Origin of the sequence: Streptomyces sp. NPDC059866 (assembly GCF_042731325.1) — a bacterium.
Classification (GTDB): Bacteria; Actinomycetota; Actinomycetes; order Streptomycetales; family Streptomycetaceae; genus Streptomyces; species Streptomyces flavusporus.
This window is the reverse complement of sequence record NZ_JBHWJT010000006.1, coordinates 85,943-98,032: the sequence shown is the minus strand read 5'-3', so window position 1 is coordinate 98,032 and position 12,090 is coordinate 85,943. Positions and strand designations below refer to the sequence as shown.

The window sequence follows — 12,090 nt, the reverse complement described above, 5'->3', positions numbered from 1 at the left end:
AAAGATGTTTTCCGTCCCCATGCTGGTGACATTGTTGCTCGGGTCGACGGCATGCAGCTCCGGTAACGCGAAAGAGTCCACCGATCCGGAGAAGACCGCTGACAGTACACGGGAAACCTGTGAAGTGTTGCTGGGTGCGGCCGGTGTCAAATGGGTCAAGCGCAGTAGTGTACGAGAAACTGGCCTGGCCGAGACCAGCGACCTGAAAAGCGCCAAAGACCAATACTATGAGGATGCAAGGGCGTGGGATTCCCAAAGTAATAAGGTGCCTGTTTTCACGGGGTCCGAAGTGTGTAGGGTGGTAGTGAAGGAACAGAAGCCTCACAAGAATTACTTGTCATTCCGCTACGGTGCGTCCATCTTTCCTTTCGACTATCCATTCGGCAAGAAAACAGGAATCTATGACGCTAAGTCCGTGATTTCTGTCAACTCCGACGTGAAATTTGTAATCTGGAAGGATCGAGGCTCCCCCGACCGCTACTCCGTCTACGTGAAATGTGGGGTGCCCGGTGCGCCCGCGGGACAGGAGACGGGCGTGCCGATCGAGGGTTCCATGACCGACACCCTCACGGGTGAAACCACAGCCGAGAACCACCTGAAGTACCTGCTCCATTCTGCCCGCGTGGTTGCCCAGACCTTCGACTGCCAGAACAAGCCCACGGTGCCGGAGGAGTTGCCCGCTGGCATTTGAACAAAGATTTCGTACCAGGTATGAAACGTCCGAATTCGAGGGCGCGGCGCGGGAGGGCGACCTCCGCATCATTTACGAATCGAGTTGCACCGTTTCGAAACTGCTCGGCTGCGAGTCGAACGCTGGACTTCCGTCCACCTTCACGATGCCGCCTGGGGTCCAGGAAGCGGGCGCGTGACACTGTCAATGGGGCACGAGACAAGGCCCCGTCGAGCGACTGCTCAGCCGTCTCGTCGGCCACGGCAAGGAGACCTGTGAGTGACCGGTGGACGACGACTGACGAGAGTATCCGCCTTCACCTTGGCCGTGGCAGCTCTGGTCCTAACGGCGACGTCCTGCTCCGCGGAGGACGACACTCCAACTTCGGCGGCGGACGGCTGCGAGGAGGCCCTGGGAGGTTCGGGCATCGAGTGGGTCGAGAGCCATGCGGACGTGGCCGGTGGCGGCGAGTTGGACCGGGGTGGCGTCGACCTGAAGGAAGCACGAGCGCAGCACTACAAGCAGATGGAGTCCGGGGGCTCGGACGGATTCCACTGGTCGTCCGAACTGTGCACGATGACTGCTTTCGACGCAGGAAAGAAGAAAGAACTGAGGGTGGAGTTCGGCCCCTCTTCCCTTCCCTTCGACTTCCAGACGAAGAGCGCCGAGGACGGGATCGTCACGCCGGTCAATTCGGACGTGAAACTGCACCGGGTGGACGACTCCAAGGGAGTCGTCCAGTACGGCGTCTACGTGAAGTGCAAGATCCCCGGCACGTCGCCGCGGCAGGAAACGGAGACCCCCCTGGCGGGCGTCATGACCGATACCCTCACCAGCGGCACATCGGTCCGCGACCACATGAAATACCTCCTGCACTCCGCACGCGCCATGGCCGACGTCCTGGACTGCCAGAACGAACCCAAGGTCCCAGCGAAGCCGCCTGCTGGCTTGCAGTGACTCGACGACAGTGTTATTCCGATGTGGGCAGCCCGAATTAGCCTCGATTCGTTAGCCGCAGCTCCGCGACTTTCCCGAGGGACTGCCCTGCTATGAGGACGACTGAGACGAGCGGGGAGCCGTGAAGGACGAGGAGATAGTCGCGCACTTCGACGGCCGTGGCCGTGTCCACCTGCGGTTCGGCTACGTCGACGCCGAGAAGGCTCGCCGCATGGTGGAGATCGCCCACGCGCTCGGCTACCGGCCGCTCTCCACCGGTACTCTCCGCCGCGGGGATGTCCCCTGCTTCTACGAACGTGACGACGCCCCGGACGCCCGCCGCCGGGCCGAGCAGACCATCGAACGGCTGCGGGCGGGCGACCCGGTGCTGCCGGAGGTGGAGCCGCCTCCGCCCCCGCCGCCGTCTCCGGCCCCACCCCTCACGCCGCGGCAACCGGCACCCCGCCCCCGGAGGTCATTGGAACCTCAGCCACCTCCACCGGCTGGCCCACCCGGGCCCCGGATCCCGCCTCGGCCGTCCTACCCACCTCCCCCTCCGCCACCACCTCCCATCGCCCCAATCCCTTAACGGCGTTCGCGTGGGCCCGGAGCATGCATTTCGTCTCTGCGGTCTGCGTTGCACCTCTCGCCGATCGCGTAGAGCCAACGTCCTGAGACACCACATCCAGGGCACGAGGGCCCACCGAGATGAGCGATCGTACTCATGCCGTTGTGGTGGCTCCGCCGTGAGGATTCATGCATGCCTCAGCGGAAGAAACTGACGATGAGCCAGATGAACCCCAGCGCTTACGCGGCCCTGTACGGCCCGTATCAGCAGCCGCGGCGATCCCGCCGGGGCCGGAACGTCGTCGCTTTGCTGGCGGCCGTGGTGTGGGCGGTCACGCTTGCATCGCTTGGCTGGCTGACACTTCTCGTGGGGATGGCAGCGGTCTGGGGTGCGGCGGAAGGGGCACCTGTCGGAGGGGTTCTGCTGCGGTTCGTTCTGATCGTCGTTGGCGCTGCCGCCGCACTGACCGCTGCGGCTTTCGCGCCCGGCATCCGCCGAATGGCACTGGCGGGTCGTGCGCTGATCGTGGGCGCCTTGGCGGCCCCGGTGCCCGCGGGCCTCGCGGTCTACACCTGGATCCACGTCGGCTGACCCGGCGGCCCAAGAAGGCCGGCAATGGCCTATGACCACTCGACCCCGAACTCATAGGCCACTTCCCAGCGAACGTCCGGCACGACGATGTCCGCGGTCTCCACGGGCCGCCCGCTGGTGTCGTAGTACGTTCGCTCGATCTCCAGCACCAAGTCCCCCACGCTGATCCCGAGCAGATTCGCCTGAGTCTGCGTTGCCCTTGCCGGGCGCGGTACTTCGACCGCGGTTTCGATCTCTACGCCGATGGACTGCATGCGCTCTACGACACCTGCGCCGGCCAGGGGCCCCATTTCGGGCAGCACGATCGGTGTTCCGTCCGTGATGGCCATCGGTTCCCAGGACTCGGAGAGCTGGACGGGGTGGCCGTCGGCCAGGAACTCATAGCGGGTCGTCACGCAGAGGTCCCCGGGGTTGATGGCGAGCCGCTCCGCGATGGAATCCGGGGCGGGCACACGGGCTTGACTGTGCGATTCCCAAGTCCCCTTCCTGCCGCGCTCTTTCATGTCGGCGCGGAAGGGCGACCCGCCTCGGCGCTCGCGGTGCCGTGAGCGGACCATGCGCATCCGTTCGCGCGGTTTGCGGACGTACGTGCCTGATCCCGCACGTCCTTCGAGGAGCCCCTCGATGATCAGGCGGTCCATGGCTCGCTGGGTGACGTTGCGGCCGACGCCGTACTCCTCGGCGAGCTGCGCCCGGGAGGGCAGGCGTGCCCCGATGTCCCACTCTCCCGCAAGGATCCGGGCGCGCAAGGAGTCGGCAACTGCGAGGTACGGCGCCTCTCGGGGCATGGGCGGCTCTCCGATTCCTCCGGGGTGCGACGGGTGTTCCAGCGACATTGACAAGTTACTGCATCAGGTAGAAGCTACTGGAGTAGAAATACTCTCCGCGTTCATGGCGCTACAGGGGGCTTCCTCGTGTGCTCTGCGAAGGCGCGGGCGGTCGCACTGGCCGCCCAACTCGCCGCTCTTACAGGGCGCGTGGCGCACACCGAGGAATTCGCTGACCGGATTCGTGTCCGGGCCGCGCTTCCTGCACGCGTCACTGACGCCGCTCGCCGCGCGCTCCTGGCGGCTCTCGCCGACGCCGACCGATACGGCCATGACGTGACAGCGGAAGGCGCTGTCGTCTGGGGCGAGATCGACAGCGGTGGGGCGGCGCAAGACCCGACAACGACTCGTCGAAATCGGAGTTGACCACATGTCAGACGTCATCGCTCGCATGCTGAACCGTGTTCGAGTCCTCTTCGCCGCCGACGGAAGACGTTCCATCAGCGCGCCGCTTCCACAGGCCAGGTCATCGAGACGGCCTCCAGAACCCGTCGACCCGGCGTTTCCCTGCCCTGGTTCGCCCCGCCCCATCCCCGCCCCCACCGTCCGCCGCTGGTACACCTCCCTCGACGGCGCGGAAAGCCGCCTCGTCCGCCCCTACCTCACCGCCCACGAGCGCGAGGAGAAGGCCCGCCTTCAGCGCCTGCGCCGCGACATCCTCTGGTGTGCCACGTACGGCGTCGACCTCGATGCCCGTGACATTCACGCCGTACTGGGAGCGGCGTCATGAGTGAGGAAGCGGACCGCGTACGACTCCTGCCCTGGACCGGCGCACACGGTCAGCCCTGTCTGCTGCTCACGGACGGCGACGGCGGCCCCGCCTCCCGGCTTGCCGACCGGATCGAGGACGTGCAGCTCGGGCTCGCGGAGCGACTGCTGGGGCGTGCGCGTGAGGTGCTTCCCTGGTGTGGTCCAGGTGGTGGCGCGGAATGCGCCGGTCTCGCCGGTCAGTTGGCGGATGCGCTCCAGGACGTGTTGCTCATCGCCGTATCGCGGGGTGCCCTGCTCGCCAGGGATCGGCGGGCCCGGGAGGGCCGGCCGGCCTCCGCGTCGTTGCCGACTGTCCTTTACGACGCCCTGGCGCACAGCCCCGCCGAATCCCGCGTATTCGGCCTGCTCACACTCCGCGGTCGCGACCTCACCTCCGCAAGCGCCGCCCGGCGCTACGTACGCGAGACGGCCCGGTCGTGGGGTCTGCCGGCCGGTACGACGGACGATCTGGAAACGATCACCGGAGAGTTCGTCGCCAACGCGTTGGAGCACACCGACAGCCGCACCATCACGGTCACCTGTGCTCTCACCTCCCGGATGGTCACGTTCGGCGTCACCGACGAGGGCGACGGGTACTCGCCGATGCCGTCCCCGGGCGCGGTAGGGCTGCCAGTCCTGGAGCAGGAGCACGGCCGTGGACTGCTGATCACCGCCGCACTGGCCGACCGGTGGGGAACGCGGCGGGCGGGTAGGGGGCTGACCGTCTGGGCCGATGTCGTCGTCGCTGGTGCGGAGGCTGCCGGATGACCGTGCCAAGGACGGGGGCCTGGCCCCGGAGCCCGAAGAGTCCTGACGTCACTCTTTGTGATGACGATCATCCATTCCGGCGGCTACCGTGGACGGGCAGGCCGAGAATCCCGCCCATGGGAGGAATCATGACCGCCGAGCCCCTCGCCGAGCCGACCTCCGAGCCCGGCTGCCGCTGGCCGGTGCCGCCCCGGGACGGATACACCGTGGACGACCTGTTCACGTTGCCCGACCTCCCGCCGCACACCGAGCTGATCGACGGGAGCCTGGTTTTCGTGAGTCCGCAGCGCCGCTTTCACGCCAAGATGATCGAACTGCTGCTGAACGGCCTGCGTCGGACGGTCCCGAAGGAACTGAAGGTCGAGCGCGAGATGACCGTCGTCCTCGACCGCCGCAACGGCCCCGAGCCCGACCTCTCCGTCGTTCGCGCCGAGGCCGTCGTCGACGATCTGGAACAGACTCGCTTCCAGGCTGCCGACGTCCTGCTCGCCGTCGAGGTCGTTTCCCCGGACTCCGAAGCCCGTGATCGCGACACCAAGCCCCACAAGTACGCCGCCGCGGGCATCCCGCACTACTGGCTCGTCGAGCTGGGCGGTGCGAACAAGCATCCCGTGGTCCGAACCTATGAACTCGACCCTGTGTCCAAGACCTACGACCTGACCGGCACTCACCGTGACCTGCTCAAGCTCAGTGCGCCGTACGACATCGACATCGACATCACTCTGGACGCTCTCAGGGAACTCTGACAACTCCCCCTGACAGGGGTTTGCTCAGCTGTAACGCGCGTGGGGGACTGTCAGCAAGCCCCGCAGGTGTTTACGTGGTGTTGGACATTCCGGGATGACCGTCACGGAGGTGTGCGCCATGGCTGACGCCGCGCCGCGGCTGAAGGGGCTGCTCGAACAGGTGCTGGGAACTCCGATCCCGGTGCGCATCCGCGCCTGGGACGGTACGCAGGCGGGCCCGCCGGGCGCGCCGGTGCTCGTCGTACGCAACCGGCGGGCCCTGCGCCGGCTGTTGTGGAAACCGGGCGAACTCGGCCTCGCCCGCGCCTGGGTCGCCGGGGACGTCGATGTGGACGGTGACCTGTACACCGCCCTCGGCCTGCTCGCCGGGCTGATCTGGGAGCGCGACGAGGACGCCCGCGGTCTCGCCGAGGCGTTGCGCGAACCCGAGGTACGCGCCGCCGTCCGCGGCCTGGTGCGGCTGGGCGGGCCCGCGTTGCCGCCCGCCCCGCCCCGGGAGGAGGTACGCAGACGCCGTCATCTGCACACCCGGCGCAGCGACCGGCGGGCCATCAGCCACCACTACGACGTCGGCAACGACTTCTACGAGATCGTGCTGGGCCCGTCCATGGTCTACTCGTGCGCCTATTGGGAGGACGCCGGCACTCTCGAGGACGCCCAGCGCGACAAGCTCGAACTCATTTGCAGGAAGCTCGCCCTGAAGCCGGGTCAGCGGCTCCTCGACGTCGGCTGCGGCTGGGGTTCGATGGCGATCCACGCCGCCCGCGAGCACGGCGTGAGCGTCGTCGGCATCACGCTGTCGCAGGAGCAGGCGGCGTACGCCCGTAAGCGCGTCGCCGACGAGGGGCTCACCGACATGGTCGAGATCCGGGTGCAAGACTACCGCGACGTCGGCGACGGACCGTACGACGCGATCTCGTCCATCGGCATGGCCGAGCATGTCGGCGCCCAGCGCTATCTGGAGTACGCCGACGTCCTGCACCGCCTCCTCAAGCCGGGCGGCCGGCTGCTCAACCACCAGATCGCCCGCCGCCCACACCGCGAGGAGTCGGCCTACCACGTGGACGAGTTCATCGACTCCTACGTCTTCCCGGACGGCGAGCTCCAGCCCGTCGGCAGCACCGTCACCCAGCTGGAGCGGGCCGGCTTCGAGGTGCGGGACGTCGAGTCGATCCGGGAGCACTACGCCCTCACCCTGCGCCGCTGGGTCGCCAACCTGGAGGCCGAGTGGACGCGCGCGGTGAAGCTGACCAGCCCCGGCCGGGCCCGCGTCTGGCGCCTGTACATGGCGGCGTCCGCGCTGTCCTTCGAGCGCAACCGCATCGGCGTCAACCAGGTACTGGCGGTCAGAACGCCCGAGTCCGGCGCCTCCGGGATGCCGCTGCGGGCTCGCACCTGGAACACCTGACGGACAGGCACCGAGGGCCCCGCCTCCCGGAGGGAGCGCGGCCCTCGGCCTCGTACCGGATCCTCGACCTGCTATTCGGACTTGATCGCGCTGAGCATGTTCAGGCGGGCCGCGCGGCGGGCCGGCCACAGGGCCGCCAGGACCCCGACCGTGGCCGCGAGGAGCAGGAAGACGGCCATCCGGGTCCACGGCAGGACCAGTTCGTACGTCGCCATCGTCGACGCCAGCAGTTCACCGGCCGCCCAGCCGAAGAACACGCCCAGGCCGATGCCGAGCACACCGCCGAACAGGGAGATCACCAGGGACTCCAGGCGGACCATCCGCTTGATGCCCTTGCGGTCCAGGCCGATCGCGCGGAGCATGCCGATCTCCTGCGAGCGTTCGAAGACCGACATGGCCAGGGTGTTGATGACACCGAGGACCGCGACGATCACCGCCATGGCGAGCAGGCCGTACAGCATGTTCAGCATCAACGTGAACATCTGGGCGATCTCGTTGGAGATGTCCTTCTTGTCCTGGACCTTGATGGCCGGGTTGGAGCCGAGGGCCTCCTCCAGCCGGTCCTTCGTCGCGCCGGACGGGCCGTCGGACGTCTTGACCATGACCTGCATGTCGGTCGGGTCCGCCAGATGCGGGGTGAGGGTCGCGTTGTCGAGCATGATGCCGCGGATCATCTCGTTGCCCTCGTAGACCCCGGCCACCGTCAGCTGCTGCTTCTTGCCGTCCTCGAACGAGGCGGTGAAGGTCGAGCCGGCCTGCCAGCCGTGGGACGTGGCGGTGTCGTCGTCCACGACGACGTCCGTGCCACCGACCTTGAAGCTGCCGTCGTCGACCTTGAGGTCGGTCAGCTCGCCGATCGTGCCGCCGGTGACGCCGGTGAGGTACTCGGTCTCGCCGTCGATGCGCGAGGGCGCGTTGCGCAGCGGGCTGGTGGCGGTGACGCCGTCGGTGGCCTTCAGCTTCCGGTCGACGTCGGGGGAGAGGGTGTTGCCGTTCGCCATGGAGACCACGTAGTCCGCGCGGAGCGCCGACGAGGCCATCTTGTCGATCGACTGCTGCAGGCTGCCCGCCATCACCGTCATGCCGGTGATCAGGGTGAGGCCGATCATCAGGGCGGAGGCGGTGGCGGCGGTACGGCGCGGGTTGCGCACCGAGTTCTGGCGGGCGAGCTTGCCCGACACCCCGAAGATCCGCAGCACCGGGGCCGCGGCCGCGATCAGCGGGCGGGACAGCAGCGGGGTCAGGATGAACACGCCGATGATCAGCAGCACCGCGCCCATTCCCATCGGGGCCTGGCCGTCCGAACCGTTCATCGTCGTCGCCGCGAGGATCACGGCGACGCCGGCCGCGGAGAACAGGGCGCCGATCGTGTTGCGCAGCACCAGAGACTTCACGGTCGCCTGGGCGTGCACGCTGCTCATCGCCGCGACCGGCGGGATCTTCGCCGCCCGTCGGCCCGGCAGCCACGCCGCCAGCATGGTGACGAGGATGCCGACCGCGAGAGCGGCGCCGATCGTGCCGGGGGAGATCACCAGCGGCCCGGCGGGGACCGTGGCGTCGAGCGCGCCCATCAGGGAGCGCAGTCCGGCGCCGATGCCGACGCCGGCGATCAGGCCGGTCACGGCGGCGACCGCGCCGACCACGAACGCCTCGATCAGCACCGACCGGGTGACCTGCTTGCGCGAGGCACCGACCGCCCGCAGCAGCGCCAGCTCCTTGGTGCGCTGGGCGACCAGCATGGTGAAGGTGTTGGCGATGATGAACGTGCCGACGAAGAGCGCGATGCCCGCGAACACCAGCAGGCCCTGCTTCAGCCCGCTCATCGACGAGGCGATCAGCTCCGCCTGGTCGTCGGCGAGCTGCTTGCCGGTGGTGGTCTCGACGACGTCCTTCGGCAGCGCCTTGTCCAGTTCGGCCTTCAGTGCGGCCTGGGTGACGCCCGCCTTCGCCGTCACGTCGATCTCGTCGTACGTGCCCGTCTTGCCGAACAGCTGCTGGGCGGTGGCGGTGTCGAAGAGGGCCAGGCTGCCGCCGGCGGCGACATTGCCGTCGTCGGTGGTGAAGATACCGGTGATCTTCGGGCTGAGGACCGGGCCGTCGACCGAGAGGCGCAGGCTGTCGCCCACCTGGTAACCGGCGCGCTGTGCGGTCTCCGCGTCGATGGCGACCTCGCCCTTGCCGTGCGGGGCGGCGCCGGACTTCAGCGGGTACCGAGGGTCCTTGTCACCCCAGTAGTTGCCGCCCTGCGACTGGAAGCCGCCGCCGATGAGCTTGCCGTCCTTGTCGGCGATGGCGGTGAAGCCGGTCACGACACCGGTGGCGGAGGCGGCCCCCGGCACCTTCGCGGCGTCGTCGAGGAGAGCCTGGGTCAGTTCGGGCGCCTTGCCGATCGTGTCGCCGGTGTCCTCCCGGCCCTCGGCCGTCACGGCGACGTCGACGTGGTCGAAGCCCTTGGCGGAGCTCTTCTGGTAGGCGTCCGAGATGGTGTTGGTGAAGACCAGGGTCCCCGACACGAACGCCACGCCGAGCATCACGGCGAGCACGGTCATCAGGAGCCGGGCCTTGTGCGCGAGTACGTTGCGCAGGGCGGTGCGGAACATGGGAAGTCTCAGTCCTGAGCAGGTGGGTGAGGGGACGTCAGCTCGTGCGGCCCTTGGCGTCGAACTGCTTCATACGGTCGAGCACCGAGTCCGCGGTCGGCCCGTACACCTCGTCCACGATCCGGCCGTCCGCCAGGAACACCACCCGGTCCGCGTACGCCGCGGCCACCGGGTCGTGGGTGACCATCACCACCGTCTGCCCCAGCTCCCGTACGGAGTTGCGCAGGAAGCCCAGCACCTCGGCGCCGGAACGGGAGTCGAGGTTTCCGGTGGGCTCGTCACCGAAGATGATCTCGGGCCGGGAGGCGAGGGCGCGGGCGACGGCGACGCGCTGCTGCTGGCCGCCGGAGAGCTGGGACGGGCGGTGACCCAGCCGGTCGGCGAGGCCCACCATCCCGATGACCGTGTCGAGCCACTGCTTGTCCGGCTTGCGGCCCGCGATGTCCATCGGGAGGGTGATGTTCTCCAGGGCGGTCAGTGTCGGCAGCAGGTTGAACGCCTGGAAGATGAAGCCGATCTTGTCGCGGCGCAGCTTGGTGAGCTGCTTGTCCTTCAGGGAGCCCAGCTCGGTGTCGCCGATCCGCACCGAACCGGAGGAGAAGGAGTCCAGTCCGGCCACGCAGTGCATCAGCGTGGACTTGCCGGACCCGGAGGGGCCCATGATCGCGGTGAACTCGGCCTGCCGGAAGTCGACGGAGACCCGGTCCAGGGCGACCACCTGGGTCTCGCCCTGTCCGTAGATCTTCGAGAGATCCGTGGCGCGTGCGGCCACGGTGGTGGCCCGGTCGGCGACGGGTGTGGTGGTCACGGAAAGGTGCTCCTGTCGGACGACGGTGTGGGGATGCGATCCATCGTCTCGGCCGTACGGCGCCCTGTAGTCACCCCCTGTTCCGGTTCCGAAGGCAGACTGCGGTCGGACCGTGGGTGCCGGTGTCATACCTGGGGATGACGGACGACCCCGAGGGGACGCCGCGTCGAGCCCGGTGCGAAGGCCGATGCGAAGGCCTTGTCGAGAACGGGTGGATCCCCCTCGTTCGGGCGGTGAAATTCCGTCATTCCGCATGCGCGGCCGACTGTCGCACGCAAGGCTACTGGCAAGTGCTGACGGCGCTTACCCAGTGCTGATGCACCCTCAGACGTCAATAAAATAAGACAACATCGGTCCGTGCTTCCGCTGTTCGGGGGAAGCGTCCCGATAGGCTCGGAACCTCGATGCGGAGCCCATGGCCTGCCCGGATGGTGGAATGCAGACACGGCGAGCTTAAACCTCGCTGCCCCTTGCGGGCGTACCGGTTCAAGTCCGGTTCCGGGCACTTCCGCCTGCACTGACGTCTGGGTGAGAGCCCCCCGCTGTCCCGCATGACCGGACGCCGGTCGGGCTGCACCCGGGGCGGTGAGCGGGGAGTATCGGTGGTGAGGGTGGTGTGAGCCGACGCGCTCCCTCCGAGGCGTCGACGCCGTTCGCCGCCCGGCATCCCACGGAGGGAGCCGACCATGAACATGCCCGGTATGCGTACCTCCGCCGACACCGGTGCCCGCCCCGCGCCGCGGGTGGTGAGCGCCGGCGATGTCGGCATACTCCTGCTGCGGCTGGCAGTGGGTGTGATCCTGGCCGGCAGTGGAGCCCAGAAGCTGTTCGGCTGGTTCGGCGGGGCGGGCCTGGACGCCACGGGGAAGTACTTCACCGATCTCGGCTACGACCCCGGTGTCTTCTTCGCCGGCCTGGCGGGCGTCTCCGAAGTCCTCGGCGGACTGGGGCTGGCCGTCGGCCTGTTGACCCCGCTCGCCGCGGCGGCCGCGATCGGGGTCATGATCAACGCGATGGCGGTCGCGCCCGACGTGACGCTGTGGTCCGCCGAGGGTCCGGCCTTCGCCTACCCCATGATCTTTGCCGTCGCCGCGCTCACCATCGCTGCGGTGGGTCCGGGGCGTCTGTCGCTCGACACGTTCTTCCCCTGGAGGGACGGTGGGTGGGTGCCCGCGGCGGTCGCGCTGGTCCTCGGCGTCGCCGGGGGAGTCGTCATCCTGGCGCTGTAGCTTTCGCGCCCTGCCGCTTTCCTCGGGGACTGCTGCCCCTCTTGTCGGGACTTCGGTGCGGGGCCGTTGACACTCGGCGGACGGGGGCGGAGACTCATGACGGAAAACTGGTGAACTAATTTTCACTGCACGAACAAACGTCCATGGCTGAAACGACGCGGTAAAGACGCCCACCGAAGGGAACGCCCG

The 12,090-nt window shown here is 68.0% G+C and carries 11 protein-coding genes and 1 tRNA gene; 9 read left to right on the top strand and 3 right to left on the bottom strand.

Annotation, left to right across the window (positions count from 1 at the left end; all coding sequences use genetic code 11):
• Positions 1–19 precede the first annotated feature (19 nt).
• From ACFV7R_RS10935 to ACFV7R_RS10925, 3 genes are all read left to right on the top strand, one after another.
• On the top strand, positions 20–691 hold the full coding sequence (locus ACFV7R_RS10935) for a hypothetical protein (RefSeq protein ID WP_385262315.1): 672 nt from the start codon (positions 20–22) through the stop codon (positions 689–691).
• A 258-nt stretch (positions 692–949) separates the two neighbouring features.
• A complete protein-coding gene (locus ACFV7R_RS10930) occupies positions 950–1,627 on the top strand; it encodes a hypothetical protein (protein ID WP_385262313.1) in 678 nt (225 codons plus the stop codon).
• A 739-nt stretch (positions 1,628–2,366) separates the two neighbouring features.
• Entirely contained in the window at positions 2,367–2,765 is a 399-nt protein-coding gene (locus ACFV7R_RS10925; protein WP_385262311.1) for a hypothetical protein, read from the top strand.
• 29 nt (positions 2,766–2,794) lie between these two features.
• Here the strand turns inward: ACFV7R_RS10925 and ACFV7R_RS10920 are convergent, their stop codons facing one another.
• Entirely contained in the window at positions 2,795–3,553 is a 759-nt protein-coding gene (locus ACFV7R_RS10920; RefSeq protein ID WP_385262308.1) for a GntR family transcriptional regulator, read from the bottom strand.
• Positions 3,554–3,983: 430 nt separating this feature from the next.
• On the opposite strand from ACFV7R_RS10920, the gene ACFV7R_RS10915 reads away from it, so the two are divergent.
• From ACFV7R_RS10915 to ACFV7R_RS10900, 4 genes are all read left to right on the top strand, one after another.
• On the top strand, positions 3,984–4,322 hold the full coding sequence (locus ACFV7R_RS10915; protein ID WP_385262307.1) for a hypothetical protein: 339 nt from the start codon (positions 3,984–3,986) through the stop codon (positions 4,320–4,322).
• Positions 4,319–5,110 (top strand): ATP-binding protein, encoded by a 792-nt coding sequence (locus ACFV7R_RS10910; protein ID WP_385262304.1) that lies wholly within the window; start codon positions 4,319–4,321, stop codon positions 5,108–5,110. The genes ACFV7R_RS10915 and ACFV7R_RS10910 overlap by 4 nt, the downstream gene beginning before the upstream one ends.
• A 128-nt stretch (positions 5,111–5,238) precedes the next feature.
• On the top strand, positions 5,239–5,856 hold the full coding sequence (locus ACFV7R_RS10905; RefSeq protein ID WP_385262303.1) for a Uma2 family endonuclease: 618 nt from the start codon (positions 5,239–5,241) through the stop codon (positions 5,854–5,856).
• A 118-nt stretch (positions 5,857–5,974) separates the two neighbouring features.
• Positions 5,975–7,264 carry a class I SAM-dependent methyltransferase gene (locus tag ACFV7R_RS10900; RefSeq protein WP_385262302.1) on the top strand — a complete coding sequence of 430 codons (1,290 nt, stop codon included), beginning with the start codon at positions 5,975–5,977 and terminating at the stop codon, positions 7,262–7,264.
• A gap of 71 nt (positions 7,265–7,335) precedes the next feature.
• On the opposite strand, the gene ACFV7R_RS10895 is transcribed toward ACFV7R_RS10900, so the two are convergent.
• Complete coding sequence (locus tag ACFV7R_RS10895) at positions 7,336–9,864, bottom strand: ABC transporter permease (RefSeq protein ID WP_385262300.1); 2,529 nt, start codon at positions 9,862–9,864, stop codon at positions 7,336–7,338.
• 37 nt (positions 9,865–9,901) lie between these two features.
• Positions 9,902–10,672 (bottom strand): ABC transporter ATP-binding protein, encoded by a 771-nt coding sequence (locus tag ACFV7R_RS10890; protein ID WP_385262299.1) that lies wholly within the window; start codon positions 10,670–10,672, stop codon positions 9,902–9,904.
• A 422-nt stretch (positions 10,673–11,094) separates the two neighbouring features.
• Between ACFV7R_RS10890 and ACFV7R_RS10885 the strand changes: the two genes are divergently transcribed.
• Positions 11,095–11,177, top strand: a tRNA-Leu gene (locus tag ACFV7R_RS10885).
• A 181-nt stretch (positions 11,178–11,358) separates the two neighbouring features.
• Positions 11,359–11,901: a DoxX family protein gene (locus ACFV7R_RS10880; protein ID WP_385262297.1), complete on the top strand. Its 543-nt coding sequence runs from the start codon at positions 11,359–11,361 to the stop codon at positions 11,899–11,901.
• Positions 11,902–12,090 lie beyond the last annotated feature (189 nt).

Coding starts and splice junctions, on each gene's coding strand:
- ACFV7R_RS10895 (WP_385262300.1), bottom strand. CDS start 9,864: ATGTTCCGCACCGCCCTGCGCAACGTACTCGCGCACAAGGCCCGGCTC.
- ACFV7R_RS10910 (WP_385262304.1), top strand. CDS start 4,319: ATGAGTGAGGAAGCGGACCGCGTACGACTCCTGCCCTGGACCGGCGCA.
- ACFV7R_RS10915 (WP_385262307.1), top strand. CDS start 3,984: ATGCTGAACCGTGTTCGAGTCCTCTTCGCCGCCGACGGAAGACGTTCC.
- ACFV7R_RS10925 (WP_385262311.1), top strand. CDS start 2,367: ATGCCTCAGCGGAAGAAACTGACGATGAGCCAGATGAACCCCAGCGCT.
- ACFV7R_RS10920 (WP_385262308.1), bottom strand. CDS start 3,553: ATGCCCCGAGAGGCGCCGTACCTCGCAGTTGCCGACTCCTTGCGCGCC.
- ACFV7R_RS10905 (WP_385262303.1), top strand. CDS start 5,239: ATGACCGCCGAGCCCCTCGCCGAGCCGACCTCCGAGCCCGGCTGCCGC.
- ACFV7R_RS10880 (WP_385262297.1), top strand. CDS start 11,359: ATGAACATGCCCGGTATGCGTACCTCCGCCGACACCGGTGCCCGCCCC.
- ACFV7R_RS10935 (WP_385262315.1), top strand. CDS start 20: ATGCTGGTGACATTGTTGCTCGGGTCGACGGCATGCAGCTCCGGTAAC.
- ACFV7R_RS10900 (WP_385262302.1), top strand. CDS start 5,975: ATGGCTGACGCCGCGCCGCGGCTGAAGGGGCTGCTCGAACAGGTGCTG.